At 40.1% G+C, this 22,939-nt stretch carries 27 protein-coding genes and 1 other RNA gene; 5 read left to right on the top strand and 23 right to left on the bottom strand.

The genetic code is table 11. From position 1 onward, the window contains the following. Nucleotides 1–4: 4 nt before the first annotated feature. The 14 genes from ACIQCE_RS07765 to ACIQCE_RS07700 all read right to left on the bottom strand — a co-directional run bounded on the left by ACIQCE_RS07765 (nt 5) and on the right by ACIQCE_RS07700 (nt 12,928). Nucleotides 5–1,282: a cation:dicarboxylate symporter family transporter gene (locus ACIQCE_RS07765; RefSeq protein WP_400494284.1), complete on the bottom strand. Its 1,278-nt coding sequence runs from the start codon at nt 1,280–1,282 to the stop codon at nt 5–7. Between the two features lie 183 nt (nt 1,283–1,465). Beyond that, nucleotides 1,466–1,600, bottom strand: a complete 135-nt coding sequence (locus ACIQCE_RS07760) for a hypothetical protein (protein WP_400494283.1) — start codon at nt 1,598–1,600, stop codon at nt 1,466–1,468. Continuing rightward, the gene (locus ACIQCE_RS07755; RefSeq protein WP_400494282.1) at nt 1,597–4,026 is read right to left on the bottom strand and encodes a heavy metal translocating P-type ATPase; all 2,430 of its coding nucleotides are present in this window, start codon (nt 4,024–4,026) and stop codon (nt 1,597–1,599) included. Before ACIQCE_RS07755 ends, ACIQCE_RS07760 begins: the two co-directional genes overlap by 4 nt. 84 nt (nt 4,027–4,110) lie before the next feature. Further along, entirely contained in the window at nt 4,111–4,317 is a 207-nt protein-coding gene (copZ, locus tag ACIQCE_RS07750) for a copper chaperone CopZ (RefSeq protein WP_400494281.1), read from the bottom strand. 83 nt (nt 4,318–4,400) lie between these two features. Further along, complete coding sequence (locus tag ACIQCE_RS07745; protein ID WP_400494280.1) at nt 4,401–4,706, bottom strand: metal-sensing transcriptional repressor; 306 nt, start codon at nt 4,704–4,706, stop codon at nt 4,401–4,403. Nucleotides 4,707–4,872: 166 nt separating this feature from the next. Continuing rightward, nucleotides 4,873–5,337, bottom strand: a complete 465-nt coding sequence (locus ACIQCE_RS07740) for a DUF6376 family protein (protein ID WP_400494279.1) — start codon at nt 5,335–5,337, stop codon at nt 4,873–4,875. 253 nt (nt 5,338–5,590) lie between these two features. After that, nucleotides 5,591–7,192, bottom strand: coding sequence for a histidine kinase N-terminal 7TM domain-containing diguanylate cyclase (locus ACIQCE_RS07735; protein WP_400494277.1), 1,602 nt, complete (start codon nt 7,190–7,192; stop codon nt 5,591–5,593). Between the two features lie 388 nt (nt 7,193–7,580). Next, nucleotides 7,581–7,944: a transfer-messenger RNA gene (gene ssrA, locus ACIQCE_RS07730) on the bottom strand. A gap of 179 nt (nt 7,945–8,123) precedes the next feature. Beyond that, nucleotides 8,124–8,594, bottom strand: a complete 471-nt coding sequence (smpB, locus tag ACIQCE_RS07725; protein ID WP_353854558.1) for an SsrA-binding protein SmpB — start codon at nt 8,592–8,594, stop codon at nt 8,124–8,126. Between the two features lie 142 nt (nt 8,595–8,736). Then, nucleotides 8,737–11,055 (bottom strand): ribonuclease R, encoded by a 2,319-nt coding sequence (rnr, locus tag ACIQCE_RS07720; RefSeq protein WP_400494276.1) that lies wholly within the window; start codon nt 11,053–11,055, stop codon nt 8,737–8,739. Between the two features lie 19 nt (nt 11,056–11,074). Next, nucleotides 11,075–11,821: an alpha/beta hydrolase gene (locus ACIQCE_RS07715; RefSeq protein ID WP_353854556.1), complete on the bottom strand. Its 747-nt coding sequence runs from the start codon at nt 11,819–11,821 to the stop codon at nt 11,075–11,077. Nucleotides 11,822–11,944: 123 nt separating this feature from the next. Beyond that, nucleotides 11,945–12,178, bottom strand: a complete 234-nt coding sequence (secG, locus tag ACIQCE_RS07710; RefSeq protein ID WP_353854555.1) for a preprotein translocase subunit SecG — start codon at nt 12,176–12,178, stop codon at nt 11,945–11,947. 187 nt (nt 12,179–12,365) lie between these two features. Further along, the gene (locus ACIQCE_RS07705; protein ID WP_353854554.1) at nt 12,366–12,656 is read right to left on the bottom strand and encodes an AbrB/MazE/SpoVT family DNA-binding domain-containing protein; all 291 of its coding nucleotides are present in this window, start codon (nt 12,654–12,656) and stop codon (nt 12,366–12,368) included. A gap of 29 nt (nt 12,657–12,685) precedes the next feature. Then, entirely contained in the window at nt 12,686–12,928 is a 243-nt protein-coding gene (locus ACIQCE_RS07700) for a helix-turn-helix domain-containing protein (protein WP_400494275.1), read from the bottom strand. A gap of 155 nt (nt 12,929–13,083) precedes the next feature. Here ACIQCE_RS07700 and ACIQCE_RS07695 point away from each other — a divergent pair, with 155 nt between their 5' ends. The 3 genes from ACIQCE_RS07695 (at nt 13,084) to catR (ending at nt 14,410) form a co-directional block, all read left to right on the top strand. Further along, on the top strand, nt 13,084–13,488 hold the full coding sequence (locus tag ACIQCE_RS07695; protein ID WP_353854553.1) for a helix-turn-helix domain-containing protein: 405 nt from the start codon (nt 13,084–13,086) through the stop codon (nt 13,486–13,488). A 128-nt stretch (nt 13,489–13,616) separates the two neighbouring features. Beyond that, nucleotides 13,617–14,009, top strand: a complete 393-nt coding sequence (locus ACIQCE_RS07690) for a helix-turn-helix domain-containing protein (protein ID WP_400494274.1) — start codon at nt 13,617–13,619, stop codon at nt 14,007–14,009. An 80-nt stretch (nt 14,010–14,089) separates the two neighbouring features. Continuing rightward, entirely contained in the window at nt 14,090–14,410 is a 321-nt protein-coding gene (catR, locus tag ACIQCE_RS07685) for a catDE operon transcriptional regulator CatR (protein ID WP_400494273.1), read from the top strand. 86 nt (nt 14,411–14,496) lie between these two features. On the opposite strand, the gene ACIQCE_RS07680 is transcribed toward catR, so the two are convergent. The 4 genes from ACIQCE_RS07680 to ACIQCE_RS07665 are packed head-to-tail and all read right to left on the bottom strand — an operon-like array spanning nt 14,497 to nt 17,952. Then, nucleotides 14,497–15,186: an ABC transporter permease gene (locus ACIQCE_RS07680; RefSeq protein ID WP_400494272.1), complete on the bottom strand. Its 690-nt coding sequence runs from the start codon at nt 15,184–15,186 to the stop codon at nt 14,497–14,499. A gap of 21 nt (nt 15,187–15,207) precedes the next feature. Then, nucleotides 15,208–16,125: an osmoprotectant ABC transporter substrate-binding protein gene (locus ACIQCE_RS07675; RefSeq protein WP_400494271.1), complete on the bottom strand. Its 918-nt coding sequence runs from the start codon at nt 16,123–16,125 to the stop codon at nt 15,208–15,210. Between the two features lie 13 nt (nt 16,126–16,138). After that, nucleotides 16,139–16,792 carry an ABC transporter permease gene (locus tag ACIQCE_RS07670; protein ID WP_400494270.1) on the bottom strand — a complete coding sequence of 218 codons (654 nt, stop codon included), beginning with the start codon at nt 16,790–16,792 and terminating at the stop codon, nt 16,139–16,141. 14 nt (nt 16,793–16,806) lie between these two features. Then, nucleotides 16,807–17,952: a betaine/proline/choline family ABC transporter ATP-binding protein gene (locus tag ACIQCE_RS07665; RefSeq protein WP_400494269.1), complete on the bottom strand. Its 1,146-nt coding sequence runs from the start codon at nt 17,950–17,952 to the stop codon at nt 16,807–16,809. Nucleotides 17,953–18,221: 269 nt separating this feature from the next. On the opposite strand from ACIQCE_RS07665, the gene ACIQCE_RS07660 reads away from it, so the two are divergent. Continuing rightward, the gene (locus ACIQCE_RS07660) at nt 18,222–18,758 is read left to right on the top strand and encodes a GbsR/MarR family transcriptional regulator (RefSeq protein WP_353856684.1); all 537 of its coding nucleotides are present in this window, start codon (nt 18,222–18,224) and stop codon (nt 18,756–18,758) included. A 50-nt stretch (nt 18,759–18,808) separates the two neighbouring features. Here ACIQCE_RS07660 and ACIQCE_RS07655 read toward each other — a convergent pair whose 3' ends face one another. Continuing rightward, nucleotides 18,809–19,441 (bottom strand): MarC family protein, encoded by a 633-nt coding sequence (locus ACIQCE_RS07655; RefSeq protein ID WP_400494268.1) that lies wholly within the window; start codon nt 19,439–19,441, stop codon nt 18,809–18,811. Between the two features lie 221 nt (nt 19,442–19,662). Here ACIQCE_RS07655 and ACIQCE_RS07650 point away from each other — a divergent pair, with 221 nt between their 5' ends. Continuing rightward, nucleotides 19,663–20,118, top strand: coding sequence for a GNAT family N-acetyltransferase (locus ACIQCE_RS07650; RefSeq protein WP_400494267.1), 456 nt, complete (start codon nt 19,663–19,665; stop codon nt 20,116–20,118). Nucleotides 20,119–20,150: 32 nt separating this feature from the next. Here ACIQCE_RS07650 and ACIQCE_RS07645 read toward each other — a convergent pair whose 3' ends face one another. From ACIQCE_RS07645 to ACIQCE_RS07630, 4 genes are read right to left on the bottom strand one after another with little or no spacing between them, the layout of a single operon-like run. After that, the gene (locus ACIQCE_RS07645) at nt 20,151–20,426 is read right to left on the bottom strand and encodes a hypothetical protein (protein ID WP_353854546.1); all 276 of its coding nucleotides are present in this window, start codon (nt 20,424–20,426) and stop codon (nt 20,151–20,153) included. After that, nucleotides 20,427–20,792 (bottom strand): hypothetical protein, encoded by a 366-nt coding sequence (locus ACIQCE_RS07640; protein WP_400494266.1) that lies wholly within the window; start codon nt 20,790–20,792, stop codon nt 20,427–20,429. Then, nucleotides 20,789–22,186, bottom strand: a complete 1,398-nt coding sequence (locus ACIQCE_RS07635; protein ID WP_400494265.1) for a hypothetical protein — start codon at nt 22,184–22,186, stop codon at nt 20,789–20,791. The genes ACIQCE_RS07640 and ACIQCE_RS07635 overlap by 4 nt, the downstream gene beginning before the upstream one ends. Beyond that, nucleotides 22,158–22,925: an ATP-binding cassette domain-containing protein gene (locus ACIQCE_RS07630; protein WP_400494264.1), complete on the bottom strand. Its 768-nt coding sequence runs from the start codon at nt 22,923–22,925 to the stop codon at nt 22,158–22,160. Before ACIQCE_RS07630 ends, ACIQCE_RS07635 begins: the two co-directional genes overlap by 29 nt. Nucleotides 22,926–22,939 lie beyond the last annotated feature (14 nt).

Genomic DNA, 22,939 nt, shown 5'->3' with positions numbered 1-22,939 from the left:
CTTTTTACGCTGCTTTTGTTTGATGCTTTAATTGTTCAATATACTTCTTCGATTTCTCTTGATCAAATACTTTTTCCCACTTAGACATCACGATAGCGGCTAGTGAGTTACCAAAAACGTTGACTGTTGTACGAACCATGTCAAGCAAGCGGTCAATTCCTACGATGAAGGCAAGACCTTCAAGTGGAAGTCCCATAGCGCCAAGTGTTGTGATGACAACAACGATTGAAGCACCAGGTACACCAGCCATTCCTTTGGATGTCAGCATTAAGATTAATAATAACGTAATTTGCTCATAAAGGGAAAGTGGCATGCCATACATTTGTGCAACAAATATGGCGGCAATTGATTGATAAATGGCACTGCCATCTAAGTTAAAGGTATAACCTGTCGGAATAACGAACGATGTGATCGCTTTCGGACAGCCGAATTTCTCCATTTTATCCATTAATCTAGGTAGTACAGCTTCTGAACTTGCTGTTGAGAATGCAAGAATGATTTCTTCTTTTAAAACTCTGAATAAGATAAAGATATTCGTTCCAGCCATTTTTGCAATCATGCCGAGTACCACAATGACAAAGAATGCCATTGTTCCGTAAACGACAAGGACAAGTTTACCTAGCGGGAGCAGTGCTCCGACCCCGAACTTAATTACTGTTACACTAATGAGTGCGAATACACCAAATGGTGCGAACTTCATCACTTTATTAGTGACCCAGAACATGGCTTCGAGTATACCTTCGAAAAATCCTAGCACTGGTTTCCCTTTATCTCCTACTGCGGCAATACCTAATCCGAATAAGACAGTAAAGAAGATCGTTGGTAATAGATCACCTTCTGCGATCGATTGGAAAACGTTCGTTGGCACAAGGTGCACAAGTGTTTCAGATAAAGTGGCTTTTTCTGCTGAAGCCTTTGATGTCTCTTCGTATTTAGAGATATCGCCTTTTTCCATGTTACTCATGTCAATTCCAGTACCAGGATGGAAGACGTTTGCTGCAAGCAGTCCTACTGCTAATGCAATCGTCGTCACGATCTCGAAGTAAAGGATGGTTTTTCCTCCGAGTCTTCCAATGGTTTTCATATCCCCTACACCTGCTACTGCTACAATCAATGCGGCAATGACAATTGGAAGGACAATCATTTTAATTAAATGGATGAATATATCGCCAACCGGCGTTAAAATATTAATAACCGTTTCATTTTGATAAAAAAGCGCTCCTACGACAACACCCAGTACAAGTGCAATGAGTATTTGAGAAGCTAACCCTAACTTTTTCATACGTGAACCCCCTTTTTTTGATAACGCTTTCTTTGTTACTTAATCGAATCTTAACGATGAACCTACAAAAAACGACAAAAAGGAACAAAACTAAATGAATTTTTTATGAAAAATCTTTAAAAAGGTGGGTTCTTTCACAAAATTGTTCAAAAAAGACTCCGCTTTTTTTGCAGAGCCTTTCTTTTAGTGATCTTGCATTTGTTCAGTTGGCACGTCATGATGATAAGAGAGTTCAGCATACATAAAATGACTGACCAACACCAAAGCAACATATACAAGTGCGCTGAGTGTCCACTTCCACTTTACATTCAACTTCATAACGCTACTCCCTCTCTTACAGTCTTAATTCGTTGAAGTCTCAGCGAATTCAGGACAACTGAAACCGAACTAAACGCCATTGCTGCTCCTGCTAGCCATGGTGCAAGAAACCCAAATGCTGCCACTGGAATACCGATACAATTATAGGCTAGTGCCCAAAATAGATTTTGTTTGATGTTCCGCATTGTCTTTTTACTATATTCAATCGCATCTGCAATGGCATGGAGATCTCCCGTCATGAACGTGATATCCGCTGCTTCCATTGCAACGTCTGTACCAGTTCCAATGGCCATCCCAATATTTGCTGTCGCTAGAGCAGGTGCATCATTGATGCCGTCTCCGACCATCGCGACTTTCTTTCCTTGTTCTTGAAGTACTGCAATATGAGCAGCCTTTTCTTCTGGAAGGACTTCAGCAATCACATCATCAATGCCTGCCTGTTTCGCAATGGCCTCAGCTGTGCGTTTGTTATCCCCTGTCATCATCACAACTTGAAGTCCTTGATCCTTCAGTCTAGCAATTGCTTGATTTGAAGTTGCTTTGATTGTATCTGCAACGGCCACAATGCCAGCCAACTGGCCGTCAATTGCTGTGAGAATGGCTGTTTTCCCTTGCTTCTCAAGGGCTGTTAATGATGCTTCTCCTTCTTCGTATTTGATGTGGTGTTTCTTTAATAGCTTCCGTGTACCGATGAAGAGACGATGCCCATCGACATGTGCTTCGACCCCATAACCCGGATCTGCTTGAAACGAATCAACATGCACAGCTTGAAGGCTACGTTCCTTCATCCTATCAGCGATGGCTCGCGCAAGTGGATGCTCAGATTGCTGTTCTGCCGACCCTACTAGTTGGAGCAGAGTGTCTTCCGTCCAATTTGCATATGCTAATACATCTGTTACACTCGGTTCACCTTTCGTCACTGTTCCTGTTTTATCTAATACAATCGTATCCAGTGTTTGTGTCACTTCTAAATGCTCTCCGCCTTTAAAAAGAATGCCAGATTCAGCTGCCCGCCCACTGCCTGCCATAATAGAAGTAGGTGTGGCAAGTCCTAGCGCACATGGACAAGCAATAACAATGACCGCTATAAACGTTTCAAGTGCTGCGGTCAAATTCCATGGATCAACGAAGAAAAACCAAATGAGAAAGGTCAAAACAGCGATTCCTACAACAACCGGAACAAATATACCCGAAATATGATCTGCCATTCTTTGAATCGGCGCTTTGGAGCCCTGTGCGTGTTCCACCACTCGGATAATTTGTGAAAGAGCGGTCTCTTTGCCCACTTTCGTCGCTTTCACTTTGATAAAACCATTTTTATTCATTGTAGCGCCAATGACTGTATCTCCTATTGTTTTGTCGACTGGCAAGCTTTCTCCTGTAATCATTGACTCATCTAATGCCGTTGTCCCTTCAATGATTTTTCCATCTACCGGTACTTTTTCACCTGGCTTCACATAGACAACATCATCCACTTTTACCTCTGAAATGGGAACTGTAATCTGCTTACCGCTACGTTCAATGACAGCTTCTTTCGCTTGTAAGCCCATGAGCTTTTGAATCGCTTCTGAGGATTTCCCTTTTGCTCTTGCTTCCATTAGTTTTCCCAACACGATCAAGGTAATCAGCACAGCACTTGTTTCATAATATAGAGCCGCTTGATGTGTTCCTTGAAAGGCAGACCGAATGCTCTCATACAAGCTATAGAAAAAAGCTGCAGATGTCCCTAGTGCAACGAGCACATCCATATTGGCACTTTGATTCTTTAATGCTTTATATGCGCCTACATAAAAGGGCCAGCCCACAATGAATTGAACTGGGGTAGCCAGTGCAAGTTGAACCCATGGATTTATGAATGCTTCTGGTACCAAAATAAAGGACGTAAAAGAAAAATGGCTGATCATTGCCCAAAGGAGAGGCAGCGATAATATCATTGAAAACAGAAAGCGTGCTGTCTGTTTTTCAATAGTAGCTTGGCGATGATTTTTCTCCTTTTCTTGTGCAAAATTTGGTTCAATGAACGAATAACCGATTGATTGTACCGCTTCTTTTATTTCGCTCGTTGAGGTTTGTTCCGGATGATAAGCCACCTGAAGTTTCTCAAGTGCGAAATTAACAGACACATGATCAACGCCAGCCATCCCGTTTATTTTTTTCTCAATCCGGTTCGCACACGCTGCACAGGTCATTCCCTCTATATCAAATTCTGCTTCTTTGATCGCCACATTGTAGCCAAGAGATTGTATTTTCTGTTTCAGATCATCTGGTGATATACTCTCTGCATCATATACAATATGAGACGTTTCCAGTGCCAAGTTTACATTGACATCATGTACACCGTCCAATTTGTTCAGACCTTTTTCAATGCGTCTCGCACAGGCAGCACAGGTCATTCCTATAATTTGAAAGTCAACTTCCTTTTTCATTCATCTCACCTCTTCACATATACACCATAGGGGTATATCCTTTCGGGAAAAAATACGTGCTGTCACTTGCAGCACGTATCTCATTTATACAACGTCATATCCTTGTTCTTCAATTACATCAGAAATTTGATGTAGTGTCACTTGATCTGAATGAAATGAAACATCAACCTGCCCTTTGTCTAGATGTACTTTAACTGATTCTACACCTGCTAATTCTCCTACATTTCCTTCGATTGCTTTCACGCAATGTCCGCAAGACATGCCCTGTACATGAAGTGTTGCTTGTACCATATTTCATCGCCTCCATCATTCATTCTCTATAATTACTATACCCCAGTAGGGTATTAATGTAAAGATAAAAGGTTTTTGGCTTTTTATGATTTGGTCAGTTTCGTAAAGACGTTCATCAACTCTTTTATCGCCTCATCCCCATTCCCGCTCTTAATCGCATCGGATACGCAGTGATGTGCATGTTTTTCCATCAATTGAAGACTCACCTTCTTTAACGCAGCATTGACAGCGGAGATTTGATTTACGACATCTATACAATAACGTTCCGTCGCAATCATTTGTTGAATCCCTCGAACTTGTCCCTCGATTCGTTTCAGGCGATTCATTAATTGATCCTTTTCCTTCTGGGCTCTCGGTGTTGTAATATATCTTTCTTCCTGCTCTGTCATGTGATCACCTTTTTTCTATATGACTTTCTTTTATCTAAATTAAAGCATACCTCTACCTAAAAAGGCAAAGATATGCTGATGATGTGAGGATTCGATCATGGATATTTTGCGGGAAAAATTTATTCAAGCCAATGAGCAAGTTTTCAATCTTGGTGACGAGACTGTACTAGTTTGTTAATTGTTCGATATTCTGAAGTAAACTGACGGATTGCTGGAGATGTTGAATTAACCCTTGTTGTTCCTCTAGGATGATCGCGAGATCCACATTGTCCTCTTTCAATTGCTGTAAATAGGTTTGGATCTCTTTTGATAGCAGCTTATTCTTTTCAATGATTTGCGCATGCAGCTCTTCTGCTACTTTTGGTGCTGTTAATTCGTTAAAGGATTGGATTTCGGTCTTCAATGATTCAAGCTGCTGCGTAAGGGCTGCTTTTTTGGCAGCATCTTGTACAGCCTCTTCAGCAAGCTTTGGAAACTGTTCTGTAAACTGTTGAATTTCAGAGACAAAGTCATTTGCTTCTGTCACATAAGTCGTTGTATCGTTGACTTGCTCAAGTAAACCTGAGCATCCACTTAAGACAAGCGTGCCGGAAAACAGGAGAGCCACCACATATTTTTTCAAGTCGATCATCCTTTCACAACATTATGTTGTTTTAAAAGAGTTCATTTGTCCGCTCTCCCCCGCCACACATGGATACAAAAAGGCTAGAAAAAGCCAGACCTTTGCCTCATGTGTGATAGGCAAAGGTCTGGCTAACATGTTCATGCCGGAAAGGCCGAGAAACACTGTATGTTTCTGTAATGACGACCAAACCGTAAAAGCTACTCCCCTTCAGGAAACCGTTCAAATGTTATGTCTATCATATCCGAAGTGAAGACAACAGTCAACGAGAAGCTGGTGGAGAATGATTTTCACCATAAAGCATGTAGTTTCCACCAGTTGATGCATAGATCCTATTACGCCCTTGTCGTTTTGACATATACAGGGCTTGATCCGCCTCAAACAACAGCGTTTCTAATGAATCTGGGCCATAAGCAGTATGAGCGATCCCAAAGCTGGCCGTTACTCGTACCTTTTTTCCATCAACATGCAAGAGGTTCTCCTCAAATGAATGCCTGATTCGCTCGGCCATGTGACAAGCCTCCTGAAAATGACAATGCGGCAGACAAATTGCAAATTCTTCCCCGCCATATCGGCCAAACAAATCTTCATTCCCTAAATGCTGCTGACAAACTGACACGATATGCCGTAGTGCTTCATCCCCTATATGATGTCCGTGTGTATCATTAATTTGCTTAAAGAAATCAATATCAAACAGCAAAATCGCTGTATCATTAGCATCTTCTTTTAATACAATATGCGTTCGTTCAATGAAAGAAGAACGGTTGAAGATATTTGTCAATCCATCCATGTATGCTCGCTGTTCTAGCTCTTTCTGAAGCAAACGCTGCTTTGTCACATCACTGATCACGATTTGCCTGCCTTCTACCTCACCTCTTCTATTAAATAAAGAGGAAGCTGTCAGATGATAATAAAAGGGTTGCTCTTTTTCCCACATCAAATCATATTGCGTATGATCCTGCGGGGAACGAAGCCACTGAATAAAAGCATGATCTTTCCTCAATGCTGAAAAAATATCATCGATTTTATGTCCAATTCCTTTCTTAGAAAGGTCTGGAATGATGGCTGCGGCTGCAGGATTATAATCAATTAGCGTACGATAACGATCTAAAATCAAGACCCCTTCGGACATATGCTCAAACACACGCTCCATCGCAATAGGAGAGAGCTTAAATAGCTGAAATGACATAATTGCCCACAAATATAGTGCATTTGTTAAAAACATCACCACAGGTACTGGATCAATATGAAAAGGCGTTGCGCCTAATAAATAGATAAAAGAAGTCAAGATTGGTAAGAACATCCCAAGAAGCAAAATCATGATCTGCTTCAAGTATTCTTTTTTCGTCACACGTAAAAACCAAAGCAAAATAAATATAGCCAGCATCGAACAGCCAAACGCATATACCCCATGAATGATATACCAATAGCCAATCGTAAAATCAGCCAATAAAAATCCGTCTACTGAATTCGTCGTGATGCTTCGATAAAAGAGAGAGTGAAGAGAGTTGGTGAACACCATAATGGTTGTGAGAAATGGAATCAGTAAGATGAGTAGCATGTGGCGCTTCGTTAAGAATTGATGGAAGCCCGTAAATTGTAGCACAATCATTAAGCTAAAAGGTGCAATAAACGGAAGCCCTATGTATTGAAAACAAATCCAGAACATGATTTCTTCTGGAGTACGCCCCAATAATTCAAACGTATGACCAAAAATATAGATCGCAGTTGCGAAAGACATGAACATAAACAATTGACAGCCAATATATCGATGGCGATTTGCAAAAGCAAATATTCCTAATATAACGGACAGAATCCCAGAACCACTCATGATCACAATAAAATGCAAAACAATTGAATCCATGTAAACGCCCCAATTGCAGTTATTTAGAACCAGTCTAATATAACTATATATGACGACATCCCAAATGGGAAGATGCGATTTTGAATTGATTGGAGATTTTTTGCTGTTGGCAGAGGTGCATTCGTCATAAATGACAAGCCGCTTTTACATACTTTGATTTCATTTTAAACAAAGCATTCATGATACAGGATGAATTTGTAAAATGAGGATATAGATCAAGAGGGTACAAAAAGGAAATGACCTTTCCATTCAATTCATATCAAATCAATCTTTACTCATCATAGCCATTATTGTGGTTTGTCCTTGTTCATCCGATTTTTAAAGTCTTCTCGGATAACGCAAAAAAATTTAAAATAAAAAGATGCCGTTGATCAGCACCTTTTCTTATGTATGGAGACGGTGGGAGTCGAACCCACGTCCAGAGACATCGATTACTTAAGCGTCTACGAGCGTAGTCAGCATATTTACATGTTCACTCATCCGCATGCCTGCTGACGGGCGCTTGGAGAGCTAGTCTGATGGATCTCTTCTTACGTTCTCAGACGGAAACGTAAGCGTAGCCTACTGAATTGGGCTCCTCACAGACACATAGGCAATGTCAGGAAGAGCTCGCTGCGCTTATTAGGCAGCTAATGCTAAGTTTTGGTTAAAACTTTTAGTTTTGCCAGTTACATTTAAGTGCGTGTTAACGAGATCGCCTCTCGGCTCGCAGCTCAAGCTCGAACTACCCCTGTCGAATCCGTAACGTCCCCTTGTAAAAGGGATATACGGGAAGGAAACATTGAGCTTAACTGCTTCCGTATATAACTATTATAACAATCCTATCACTCGAAACAACTGGTTGTTTTTGTAAAATAAGCAATAATGATTGTCTATTTAACAACTATTTTAGCATAGTTTTCATCATCTCAGCAAGTCATCTGCCTCATGACTAGAATTGCTTTTGACGATCACGGAAGGCACGTTCGATTTCTCGTTTTGCGTCCTTTTTCTTCAAATCTTCACGTTTATCGTATTTCTTTTTTCCTTTACCGATTCCAATGAGGACTTTTGCAAAACCATTTTTTAAGTAGAGTTTAATCGGTACAAGTGAGTAGCCCTCTTCCTTAGTAGCACCAATCAGTTTGCTGATTTGCTTGCGGTGAAGCAGTAACTTTCTCGTTCTAAGCGGGTCATGATTATAGCGGTTCCCCTGCTCATACGGACTGATGTGCATATTGTGAAGAAATACTTCTCCTCGTTCGATTTTGGCGAAGGAATCTTTTAAATTCACTTTTCCTGCACGAATTGATTTAATCTCAGTTCCTTGTAACACAAGACCTGCCTCATACGTTTCTTCTATAAAATAGTCATGGTTGGCCTTTTTATTTTGGGAAACGACCTTTCCCTCTCCCTTTGGCATTTGGCATATACCCTCCTTATCACACAATCACGTTCGCAAAAGGTACGGATTATTTTATCAAACAATCCAGTTCTCGACAACGCTCACGCGATTTGGTCAAAAAACAAATAGAGCCTGACACTCTACTTGCTTTTTTGACCTGTTATTTTTTCTTTTTAAGACGATTTTTCTTTTTCTTCTTTTTTCTTCTGCTGAACCAGTCGCCGCCCTTATCGTCATTCTCTTTTTTCTTATCCCCAGACGGTTTTTGACCTGCACGGGCTTTTTTACTTGGTGGATCTGTCCGTTTTTTAAACTTGAAATCTTTCGGCGACTTACGACGAGTGCCCTTCATACCGACAATTTCAAAATCAATGGAGTGCTCATCTTTATTGACATCAACGACTTTGACGGTGATTTCGTCACCGATCCGGTATACATTTCCTGTACGTTCACCGATCATGGCGAAATGCTGTTCATCAAAACGATAATAGTCATCGGTCATATAGCTGACATGCACCAGACCTTCTATCGTATTCGGCAATTCCACAAATAGTCCGAAGTTGGTGACTGAACTAATCATGCCATCAAACTCTTCACCGATTTTATCAAGCATAAATTCTGCCTTTTTCAGATCGTCTGTTTCACGCTCTGCATCAACTGACCGGCGCTCCATCGTTGAAGCATGATCTGCGATTTCCGGAAGCAGTTGTTCCCATTTTTCAAGGGTCGCTTCATCTGTCTTTTTCTCAATTAAATAGGTTCTGATTAGTCTATGCACAATTAAATCAGGGTAACGACGAATCGGTGATGTAAAATGGGTATAGAACTCGGTTGATAAACCAAAATGTCCGATGCTCTCTGGGTCATACTTTGCCTGCTTCATAGAGCGAAGCATCACCGTTTGAATGACGACCTCTTCTGGTTGATCTCGAACCGCATCCAGTACACTTTGGAGTGCACGCGGGTGAATATTCGTTGAAGTTCCTTTCACAATGTAGCCAAATGTCGTCACAAACTCTAAAAAGCGCTGAAGCTTCTCAGGATTTGGCTCTTCGTGAATTCGGTAAATAAACGGTACATTCATCCAGTGAAAATGCTCTGCAACGGTTTCGTTTGCCACAAGCATGAATTCTTCAATGAGTTTCTCCGCTACTGAACGCTCCCGAATAATGACATCTTTTGCCACACCTTCATCATCAACAAGCACCTTAGCTTCCTTGAAATCAAAATCAACAGCTCCACGTTCCATACGTTTATCTCGAAGGATTTCGGCAAGCTTCTCCATCTCTTGAAACATAGGAACAAGCGATTCGTATTTGTTCATGAGCTCTTCGTCTTGATCCACTAAAATCTTATTCACATCTGAATACGTCATTCTCTCTGTCGTTTTGATGACACTTTGGAAAATCTCATGTTTAACGACTTTCCCATTTCGATCAATGACCATTTCACAAGAGAGTGTGAGTCGATCCACCTTTGGGTTTAAAGAACAAATGCCATTTGATAAGCGATGCGGAATCATCGGAATGACGCGGTCTACAAGATATACACTTGTCCCGCGCTCGTAAGCTTCTTGATCAATTGGGGAATTCTCCGTCACATAATGTGATACGTCCGCAATGTGTACGCCTAGCTTATATTTACCATCATCAAGCTTTTGCACAGTGACTGCATCATCTAGGTCTTTTGCGTCCGCGCCGTCAATTGTCACAATCGTTTCGTTTCGTAAATCCCGTCTGCCTTCTAGGTCTTTTTCATCAATCGTTTCCGGTGTGTCTGCTGCCTGTTTTAAAGCTTCCTCTGGAAATTCTCCTGGCAGACCATGTTTATGAATGATAGACAAAATATCAATGCCTGGGTCATTTTTATGACCTAAAATTTCAGTAATTTCGCCCTCTGCACTCCTTCTACCTTCTGGGTAGCTTGTAAGCGTCACAACCACTTTATGCCCTTCTACTGCTCCATTTTTGGCGGATTTCGGGATAAAGATATCGTGTGTGATCTTCTTATCATCTGGAATAACAAATCCAAAGCTCTTCGTTTCTGTATAAGTACCGACGACCGTCTGAATATTACGCTCTAGAATACGAATCACTGTACCTTCTTTTTTGGTTCCATTTGATTTATGGCTGACACGAACCATGACGGTATCACCATTCATTGCTGTTCCAAGCTCGGTTGGCGGAATAAAAATATCATCCTGACCAAACTCTTCAGGTGTCACAAAAGCAAATCCTTTCGCATGAGCGGATAATTTCCCTTTGACCAAATTCATTTTTTCCGGAACGCCATAGCGATCACTGCGGGTCCGTACGATGAGTCCCTTATCTTCTAGTGTCACAAGCGCTTTGATGAGCTCTTTATAATCATCAGCATTTGTAATTTCCATCATGACTTCTAATTCTTGTACAGTTAACGGTTTGTACGCCTCTTCTTTCATAAAAGCGAGTAATTCATCCATAAATTCTTCTTTTTGCACACTCTAACCCCCTATAACGTTAAATTGACCAATCGAGTGATTCTAAGAACGCATACACATCCTGATGAACCTTCTCCCGCTCTTTATCAAGCGTGATGACATGACCCGATTCTTCATACCATTTCAAATATTTTTGATCCGTCTCTACTTCGTTATAAATAATATTTGCACTGTCTGTATTAATCATATGATCGTGACGTGCTTGAACAACAAAAGTAGGTGAATAAATCATGTCAACATTGTCTCTTACATCTGCAATCAGCTCTTGTAGAGCCTTCAGCGTATCCATTGGTGTTTTCTTGAACTCTTCCATCTCTTGCTCAATTTGTTGCGCTGACTTCCCCTCGAATTTTTTATAATTACGGGCATAATCTAGTACACCCTGATACATGACTTCTTCACTTTTTATGTACATAGGTGCACACATAGGTACAATTCCCTTTACAGGTACAGTGTAACCTAATTTCAATGAAAAAACTCCTCCAAGAGACAGACCGCAAACAGCAATCTCCTCATGTCCCTCATCTTTTAGAAATTGGTACCCTTCTTCTACATCTTTCCACCAATCTGCAGGGCCCGTATGAACAAGCTCCTCTGGCGGTACGCCATGCCCTTTGTACTGGGGTGCATGACATGTATACCCTCTTTCGTTCAAATAACGGCCAAGCATTCTAACATCTGCTGTATTCCCAGTAAAACCGTGAAGAAGAAGCACCGCCTTTTCTCCACCTTTAAATGTAAATGGTTTCGGTGTAACAACTCTCATGATGTGACTTCCTTTCCTTTATGATATAGTGTATATTTTCCACTTGTATGTATGAAACAAACACAAAAGAGTGTAGATAATAAAAAAAGGTCTGAAAAGATCAGACCTTCTGTTACTCGCTTCTTACACGCCTAAATATGCCAATGCAAGTGTTAAGATGAAGAAAAGCACTGACAAAATAACAGTGATTCGGTGAAGGATCAGGTCAAGACCTCTCGCTTTTTGCTTACCGAAAAGCTGCTCGGCTCCACCTGAAATAGCGCCCGACAGTCCAGCACTTTTACTTGATTGTAATAACACAACGATGATAAGTGCGATACTGACAATTACGAGTAATGTGATTACAAATGTGTGCATAAAACCACCTCCAGTCAAACTGGTACACATAACTTCATTTTACATGAAAACGAGGTTCATGTCACGACACATCAAAATAAAGATTTTCTATATATTGTCGACTTTATTTGTTATTTTGATTCAATTTCCATTTGATAGGTTGACATGCAGCGTTTTTGTATACATTTTTTTGCATAAAAAACAATTTTTAACGACTTGCTTCTTTTTTTAATAGCTGTTTTAATTCTACTAACAAGCGTTCAGCTCCTTCAGGACTTAGTATGACATTGCCATTTCCATAGCTTTTGTTCTGTTTCGTTACTTGACCTGTCAACAGGCAGCTTTTATCAGCATCATACTTTTTCAACATGATGGTTTCACCTTCTATGAATATTTCTAACAGTTGCTCTTCTTTAATATTTAGTACTTTTCTCATTTCTGAAGGCAGAACAATTCTGCCAAGAGAATCAATTCGCCTTACTATTCCAGTCCTTTTCAATGGACGTCGCCTCCTTATCTACTAAGTTATCATTTCATTCGTTGACTTTTGTCAACATCTTCATAGTAAAATAGATCTTCAAACTTTTTATCAAAGTAATGAATCATTTTACCAATGACAAGCTGTCCTGGTTTTCGATGACCATTCAATACTCTACTTAATGTGGCAGGGGAGATGCCAATTTCTTCAGCAAGCTGATTTAAAGACATATCGTTTTCGATCATATACTGCATGACAAAAGATCGCCTAATCTGAATCTTTTCGACCACCATTACAACCTCCTATAGGATCAATATGTAAACAATTTTGACTTCTCACATCAAACAGCATCATTTACTTATGTCAACACTTTTGCACCCCTGCTATTTCCTTTGGTCAATGATCATACTAAAATAAGTTATATACTGAAATGTGAGGTTCGATATACATGAATAATTTTGGTGAACAATTACGCATTTTAAGAGAAAATAGAAAGATGTCTGTCAATCAACTCGCCATGTATTCAGGTGTAAGCGCTGCTGGCATTTCTCGTATTGAAAATGGAAAGCGCGGTGTGCCGAAGCCTTTAACAATTAAAAAATTAGCACACGCCTTGAAGGTGCCTTATGAGGATTTAATGCTGCTTGCCGGTCATATTGAACAGGAAAAAGTTCATGAAATGAAACCTAATTATGAGTCCATTTTGAAAATCTATCAAATTGCGCTTAATCAGGATGTAGAACATCTGCCGCTTTTTGATGGAGACCAGTGGGAAAAGCTAACCACACAAGACATCAGCCAACTGAATCAATACTTTCTCACGCTCATCAACCAGAAAAAGACGAACAAATAGCGGGGCATAAATTAAAGATACATCCACCATTAACTAATGTCAATATTTTCATGACCTCTTTGTTGCCAATAGTCAACAAATCAGTTAAAATAGAATTAACTAATTTAGCTATGTGAGGTTTTGAGTTGATGAACTTCGGTGCATATTTAAGAGCATTACGTGAGGAACAGAAACTATCAGTGAATCAATTAGCGATGTATTCAGAGGTTAGCGCCGCTGGCATTTCTCGTATTGAAAACGGGAAACGAGGTATTCCGAAGCCTACTACCATTAAGAAACTAGCAGGTGCTTTAAAGGTACCATATGAAGAAATGATGCAAGCTGCAGGTTATATTGAGGAATCTACTCCTGCTCATCTGGTGAAAGAGGAGCCTGCGGCTTTGTCGAAAATGAAGGAAGCAGCAGAGCAATATGAGCTTGGACATCTCGAATTATTTGATGGAGACATATGGTCAACTCTTTCTAAGAAAGAAATCGAGGATTTGAACCGCTATCTGTTATTTATGTTAAACAGCCGCTGATGTTTTCATAGTTGACAAGCCTTACGCGCTAATGATTCACAAAATTACGGTATAATGGCTTCAGATTGGAGTGAAGAAAGATGAATCAATCTGACATGTGCCCACGATTTGAAAAAGCAGTCGAGTTATTGAGTAAACGCTGGGTTGCACTGATTGTTTTTCAGCTTCTCTCAGGTCAGCAGCGCTTTAGTGAAATTGAGGCCGCTCTGACGAATTTAAGCGGAAGAGTATTATCTGAGAGGTTAAAAGAGTTGGAAGCAGTAGGCATTGTGAAACGGGAGGTTTTTGCTGAAACACCTGTACGTATTGAATATTCTTTAACTGATATGGGTCGATCGCTTGCTCCTGTTTTTGAGGAAATTTCAAAGTGGTCTTCTAAATGGATGACACTTGAATCATAAATCTCTCCTGATTCAAGCCGCCACATCTTCATAAAACAAACTCCCTTACCGCCTGTAAGGGAGTCTTCGTCTATTCACTTGCCGCATTAAGCAGAGGTGATGTTTTCTTCTGGTAAGGCTTTGCTTTCTTTTTTCTTGTTTGTTGGGCTTAAATAGCGTTCAAGCCAGCCCATGACAAGGTCTGCAATAATGGCCATGAGCGCAGTTGGAATAGCACCTGCTAAAATGATGGCTGTACCGTTTGTGGCGTTTGCTCCTCTGATGATGATATCACCAAGTCCACCAGCACCGACAAATGTTCCAATCGCTGTAATGCCGATTGCGATGACAAGGGCGGTTCTTAAACCAGCCATAATAACCGATAAAGCAAGCGGTAGTTCAACCATTCTCAGCACTTGCCATTTCGTCATGCCCATTGCCTTTCCTGATTCTAAATAGGCGTGCTCAATACTAACTATGCCTGTATAGGTGTTTCGGATGATTGGCAAAAGCGAATACAGAAATAATGATAAAATCACTGTATTTGCCCCTAATCCTAATACAAGCATCAACACAGAAAGCATTGCTAAAGCTGGGATGGTTTGAATGACATTTGTAATGGCGAAAATCCAATTACTCAGCTTGCGATAATGCGCCACGAATATACCAACTGGGATACCAATGATCGCCGCAAACAACACCCCATACGCAGACATGAGAAAATGCCGATAAAATTCTTCTAACACATATGAACCGTTTTGCTGATAATACGTCCATAACTGTTGCAGTGTGTCCATAAGCCCTGACACCTCCCATCCTTACTGAAAGTAGTTGTGTTTTTTCAAGAAATTCTTCGCAACGGTCGCTGGTTCCTGAAGTTCCCCATCGACTTGATAGTTGAGCTCTTGCATTTGTTCAGTATCAATTTTTCCAATCAATCTATTGATCACTTTGTCTAGTCCTGGGTTCTCTTTTAAAATCTTCTCTGGAACAACTGGTGATGCATCATATGGAGGGAAAAAGCGTTTATCGTCTTTTAGAATTTTTAAATCATAGGCTTTGATCCGTCCATCTGTTGAATAGGCAAGCACGATATCCATTTTCTCATTTTTCAATGCATCATAGACTAAACCAATTTGCATCGGAAACGTGCTCCCAAATTTGATGTCATATGTGTTCATAAATCCTTCATAGCCGTCGCCTTTCTTCTTGAGCCAAATATTATCGACACCGAAACGGTAATTCTTCTCATTCTTTTTCAAGTCAGAGACCGTTTCTAAATGGTTTTCCTTTGCCGTCTTTTGCGTCACGGCAAAGGCATACGTATTATCAAATCCATAGGAATCAAACCATTTGTAATCGTAGCGTGTTTTGAATTCCTTTTGCACAATATCCATCGCACGCTTCGGGTCCTTCTCCGCATCCATTCCCAGCGTACTTGTCAAATCCGTACCTGTATACCTTGTGGCAGAAATGTCGATATCCCCATTTTCCATCGCCTTCTGCTGTACAGTGTTGGATCCTAAGTTTTTCACGATCGTTGTCTTTTTACCTGTGTAATGCTCAATAATATCCCCAACCATATAAGCCATAATTTCTGATTCAGTAAAGTTTTGTGCTCCAATTCGTAGCGTGTTGCCTGAGGAGCCGGCTAGTCCAGGAAGTGAACAGCCACTTATGAATAACAAGCATCCGGCAAGCAGTGCACTGATCCATTTTAATTGTCGATTCTTCATGTTCGCCAACTCCTTATGAAACTTCCTTCAATCCTTTTAAACCTTTTGGTGTTACCTTCTTCTCAAGCTTCATCAATGTCAAATCAATCATTACTGCTAAAATGGTAACTGGAACGGCACCAGCAATAATGTATTCAGGCTGATAAAGCTGGAGTCCAATGAGAATATAGTCACCAAGACCGCCTCCGCCAATAAAAGCGGCAAGTGTTGTCCAGCCGATTAAATAAATCGTCGAAATCCGTACACCCGCCATAATGATTGGCACAGCAAGCGGAAGTTCAACGAGACGAATTTGTTCCCATGTCGTCATACCGATCCCTTTACCAGATTCAAGTAAGTTCTTGTTTACACCTTGAACGCCGGCATACGTATTCCTCAAAATGGGCAAAACCGAATAAAAGAATAATGCAACGATTGCAGGAATTTTCCCAACCCCCAAAATCGGAATGAAAAATGCAAGAATCGCTAAACTAGGGAGCGTTTGAAAGATATTCACAACACCAATGACAAAACCTGCCCCTTTTTTCATACGTGTGAGGAGTACGCCTAAAGGAACCGCTACGACAATGCCTAACGCAACGGCAATTAAAGAAATATATAAATGCTCCCACATTTTTGTCAGTAGTTCTCCACCATTTTTCTCAAGAAAGTCGATGATTTTATTCATGTGTACACCTCCCCTTAGTTCACTTCATTGACAGCCGGTGTATCTTCTCCCCAAATGGAGTCGTACACAACATCAACAAGACTTGCACGTGTCACAATCCCTTTTAAATGCCCTTGTTTATCCACAACCGGTACATATTTAATGCCGCGTATTAAAATCTTTCGGACTGTATCTCTTAGGAGTGCACCTTCTTGTACAGAATAAAACTCTGTGTTTAAAATATCGCCGACAAAGGCTGCTTTCCTGCGGTTCGCATCAATCGTTTCAATATCAATATAGCCTTTCAGCACATGATCTTCATCCACAACGAGCAAAGAATCCACGCGCTTTTCCCTCATGATGAAAATGGCATCAGTCAGCGTTTTTTCGACTGTAATGGTGACTGGAGACGTATTCATCATTTGTTCCACACGTTCCATGTTTGGATTTGATTGGAGAAGACGTTCTTTCCCAATAAACTCTTCTACAAACTCATTCACTGGGTTGCGCAAAATATCATCTGGCGTGCCTACTTGGACAATCTCTCCATCTTTTAAGATTACAATCCTGTCTGCCAGCTTGATCGCTTCGTCCATGTCATGTGTGACAAATACAATGGTTTTGTTTAACGTTTTTTGTAGTTTCTTAAATTCTTCTTGCAATGAGTCTCTTGTAATTGGATCAAGTGCACCAAATGGTTCATCCATGAGGATAAGAGGGGGTTCTGCTGCAAGTGCTCGAAGAACACCAATTCGTTGTTGCTGTCCTCCACTTAGTTCATGCGGGTAACGCTCTAAATATTCTGGCCCCATGTTGACTAGCTTGAGCAGTTCTCTTGCCCGTTCTTTTCGTTTCTCTTCGGGCCATTTTAGTAACTTCGGAACAAGTGAAATATTTTGTGCAATGGTCATATGGGGGAAAAGTCCAATTTGCTGAATAACATAGCCGATTTCTCTTCTTAATTGGACCGGGTCTTTCTTCATAATGTTTTCTCCCTCAATCAAAATGTTCCCTGAGGAAGGCTCAATGAGTCGGTTAATCATCTTCATTGTTGTGGTCTTACCACAGCCACTCGGTCCAATAAAACAAATAAATTCTCCTTTTGCTATTTCTAAATCAATATGTTTGACAGCTTTTTTTCCGCCTTTATACGTCTTAGATACATTCTCTAGTTTCAGCAAATGAGACACCTCCAATAAGTCATGTATATATTTTCAGAAAATTTACACCTTATTTATTATAGTGCAAACTTTATAAAATAAAAAGTTTATGATATGTTTGTATTGTATAACATTTATTTAAAATTTTTAGTTAATAGCTTGAAATGTAGGTATCTCTCCTATTTCCTCCAAATTACTACCAAATACTCAATATTTATTGTTTTCATCATCAAACAAGTATATGATATATTGTGTTACAAATTGTCATTCGTGAAGGGATGAAGACAAGAGTGGACAAGCAAGCGTTAGGTGCCATTCAAAAAGCACAAGATCATTATATTGAAAAAGCCGCCGAGAACATGAATGCCTTTGGTCTTTCTGCTACAGTGGGTAGAGTGCTTGGCATCATTCACATGAACCGCAAACCAATGACGCTTGGTGAGCTATCAGAGGCGACGGGCATGAGCAAAACAAGAATGAGTCAAGTCGTTCGAGAAATGCTCGATTTAAATATTGCCGAAAAGGTTTATGAAAAAGGAATACGTAAGGATATGTATGATGTTGAACAAGATCATTACCAGACGTTTATTTCATTGTTTTCAGCCAATTGGTCACGTGTTGTCAGCAAAAATCGCAAAGCACATAAAAAAATGCGCAAGGAATTACTGGAGCTGCTGGAACAGGACGACTTAACGAAAGAAACAGAGGATAAAATCAATGTACTTCTTTTAGAAATCAAGGAAAGTCTTGATTATTATGAATGGATTAGCCGTTTAATTGAATTCTTTGAAAGTGAAGAAGTCTTCAAGCATGTCCCAAAACCTTAAAAAAGCTGTTTATTTTACATAATGTAAAAAAAACAGCTTTTTATATATCATTATGATATGAACATTGGGAACATGCCTTTTAAGCCTGCACCAATCATCTCTACTGCTACCACAGCAAGAATCAAACCCATCAAGCGTGTAATCACATTCATCTCTGTTTTTCCCAATTTTTGCATGATGTGACTTGAATAATGAAATGCATAATAGGTCATAGCAAGAACGATGACAATCCCAATGAGAATTGCAAACATATGAAGCGCTACCTTGCTTCCTGGTGTTAAACTCATCACAGTGGCGATTGTTCCTGGACCGGCAATGATGGGGATTGCAAGAGGGGTAACGGAGATATCTGCCTTTTCTTTACTTTCTTCATTTTCATCCGAATGAAGGTTTTGTACATGTGACTCTTTTGCATTCAACAAATTGTAAGCGATACCAAAAATAAAAATACCTCCAGCTATGCGAAGTGCATGAATATCAATCCCAAATAACTTGAAGATCAACCTGCCAGCCAGAAGAAAAGCAAACAAAATGATAAAAGACACTACAATGGCTTTTTTTGCCGTCTGGGAGCGCTCTTTATCTGTATAGCCTTCTGTCAACGTAATGAAAAGAGGAACGTTTCCAATCGGGTTCGACACAGCAAACAATGAGACAACAACATGAATCATAAAGGAAATCAACAGGCACCCTCCTTTTTCCATAGTGTCTGCTAATATGACCTGAATATTCCCTTCACATGTGAAGTCTCGAAAGAACATATCCGATATGAATAGAGGTTTGATAAAAGGGGGAATAGATTTTGAAAAAACAATCACTATCATCCCCATCAAAGTGGGGGCAGGATTCATATGATTGGGGTGTAAAACAAGGATATAATAAAGAAAAGAGAGGATGAAATGAATTGGTGAAAATTGAACCGCTATCTCGTCACATCGTTGTGCCAATGGATCTCTTGCTATTGGCTGATCCTTCTCAAGAAAGGGTGTTTGCATACGTACAGTCAGGTTCTTGTTATGTCGCTATTCATGAACAGGATATTATTGGTGTCTACGTCCTTTCACCCACTTCAAAGGATATCGTTGAAATCATGAATATCGCTGTAAAGGAGGCTTGGCAAGGAAGAGGGATCGGGAAACAGCTCGTCAATCATGCCATTTCTGAAGTCAAAAAGACCGGTGCACAGTCTATTGAAATCGGCACAGGCAACTCTAGTATTGCTCAGCTTGCAATTTATCAAAAGTGCGGTTTTCGTATGACGTCCATCGAGCGAGACTTCTTTCTTAAACATTATGATGAACCGATATATGAAAACGGAATACGCTGCCTCGATATGATACGGCTTTCGCTATCACTTTAAACAGACTGATGCACTTGTGTCTGCTTTTTCTTTTATCTACGCTTTACCAAATGAATTACATACTGAATCAAGAAATAGAGAAGCACGCCAGCCATAAAGCAGATCAAACATCCAAATAGCGTCGCTTCTGAGCTAAATTGATCATTCTCAATCTTCATGATATAAAAAGGCATTCCAAATAAAGATGGACTTGATTCAACATGATTCACCTCCAATAGAAGCAATAATACCGGTGTCATAAACACAGCGAAAACATATAGCATCGCTAAAGTTAAACCACTAGAAAAAGAATGAAATACTCTGATCATCTACTTCTCTCCTTTCATCTCATTTAAACTGTCAGTTATATTTCTCCCATCTGGAAGTGCTGGATGTAGCATCACGGTGTTCAGTAAAGAAAAGAACATCAATAGATGACAAAACGAGTGCTTCCAAATAGAAAAAAGCACACTGGAGCAGATAACGGGCAGCACCGGACCGGCAAGCGCCACAAAAAAATTAAAGCTCGGTCGGGCAAATTTCTCATGTACAATTGACACGTGTTTCCAATCCACCGACACGAAATAATCGAAAAGCGGTCTTTTTTCGACTTTGTTAAACACCATCACCATCAGTATATGACCCAGTTCATGAATGAGCACAACTACTACCAAACTGATAAGAAGGTCCTTCATCTTAGAACAGGCCTCTTTAACAAAACAGCATACATACAACTGATCAAAGCGAGTGAACCAAAGACATACGCTAATACAAGCAAGTGAATTTTCGCTGAAAGCCACTCTAGTAAAAGCATATCAATGAAGCTGAACACAGCAATCATTGTAAGGATTACAAACACTTTATTAAACTCGTTAATGTTCACAACAAATCCAATACATGCAGCCATGACAGTGATCAATAAAATGGACAAACTCGACAGTCCCTGTCCCTCACTTTCAATGCCTATCAACAAATAAACAAGCCCAATATAGACAAAGTATGTCAGCAGATTGATTCCGTAATAAAAGAAGATCCTTGCCAATAAATAAGCGCCCTTTGAAGCATTTAACATAAAAATCGCTTGACGATTCATATGATACTCCCTGCCAATCATCAGAGGAAGCATAATGAATATTTCCTTTAGTGCAAACTGAATGATAAAGGCGTATAGCCACCCAGCTTCTGTTGGGGTAAAAACAAATTGTAATGCAAACGTGAAAAAAACGAGGAACAAAAATAGAATGCCTTGTTCTTTAAAGACAGCAGATCGGCAAAAATAAGCAAACTCTTGCCGAAGATGAGACAAAAATGCGGAATCTGTTCTGATTTTCCGATATGAACATTGTTTCACCTCTACTTTTAGCTGTAAAAACGTTCGATTCACATAGCTGTCTGACAGACCATGCAGCCATAACCAGCCCGAGCAAAAAGTGAGCAAAAGAAACATGAGATAGACGAAAGGCAGCGTTGGAATCACCTCGATTGCTTTTTGAAAGAGGACAATCAGCAAAGCAATCAATCCAACAAATCCGATCGTATGCAGTAGCAAATGTTCTTTTGTTTTCGATATCAAGCGACTCATGCCAACCCGAATGGTCATCCATGAAGCAAGCGTGTACATACTCAATACACAGCAAGTTACACTTACTACAGTGAGCCAATACATTGAAAGCGGTACCTCACTAATGATCAGCCCTAATAAAATCGGTAAAAAAAGCAGACCAAGAATGATGAAACAAAACAGAATCGGAAAAAAATAAACACAAACAACAAATGACATACTACGAATCGCACTGTTCAAAAAAAAGAATTGATATTCCTTACGCTTCATTTTATTGCGAGAAAAAACAATTCCTACACTCAATAATAAAAGCGTCATTTTCACAAACTGGAAATATAAAGCACTTGGGTCAATTTCCCCTGTTTGCATGAAAAAACGCAAACTCATGACCACATACATTGAATACATCAGCAATAAACCAATGGCTGCTGCGAGAAGCTGTAAAGGATATTTCCTTCCGATTTGCTTTAGTTTCGTTGTCAGCATGCCCCACTCTATTTTATGAAGAACGCGTTGTGTCCAAATCATTGAGCAACCTCTCCACCTGCATATAGTAGTCTCGATTCACTTCTTTATATATATCTTCAAGCGACTGATGAGGAAACGTCTCACTCGTTTCTTGACGGGTCATATCAAGCATCAATTCGCCATTCCTTAAAATCATGAGTTGATCAAAAAGCGTCTCCCCGAAGCTCAAATGATGTGTCGAAATGAGGATGCCTGCACCTTGATCTCGTAATTTCATGAGCACCTTTTTTAATATAATCATCATATCTGGATCAAGTCCGTTCGTTGGCTCGTCAAACACATAATAATCACATGGCCGAAGGAGCTGTGAGATGATTTGTGTTTTCTTTTGATTGCCATGAGATAATTGTGCAATTGGCTGGTCCATATAGGCGCTAAGCTCAAAAAGATCGATGAACATTTCCTCTCGTTTTACTCCTTGATCACTCGGCATCTGGAGTAAATGAAAGTATTCTCTCGGTGTTAAATAATCGAACAAGGCGTGATCGTCAGGAATATAGGAAACATGCTCTTTAAAAGAAGCAATATGAGCCGATGATTGGAAGTTCATACGTTCTCCATCCAATAAGACGTGCCCCACAAACGGCGTCAGCCCAAACATTGTTTGGATGATCGTCGTCTTCCCTGCACCATTATGACCTAAAAGAAGGGTAATGCGCCCTTTCTCCACATCCAATTGAATGTCATTGAGCGTGAAGGTACGGCTATATGTTTTTTGTGTTAATTGTAATGTCAGCATCGTATCCTCCATTT

Origin of the sequence: Bacillus sp. NPDC093026 (assembly GCF_044754665.1) — a bacterium.
Taxonomy (GTDB): domain Bacteria; phylum Bacillota; class Bacilli; order Bacillales; family Bacillaceae; genus Bacillus; species Bacillus maqinnsis.
Note: the sequence above shows the minus strand (reverse complement) of the source record. Positions and strands in the feature narration are given on the sequence as shown.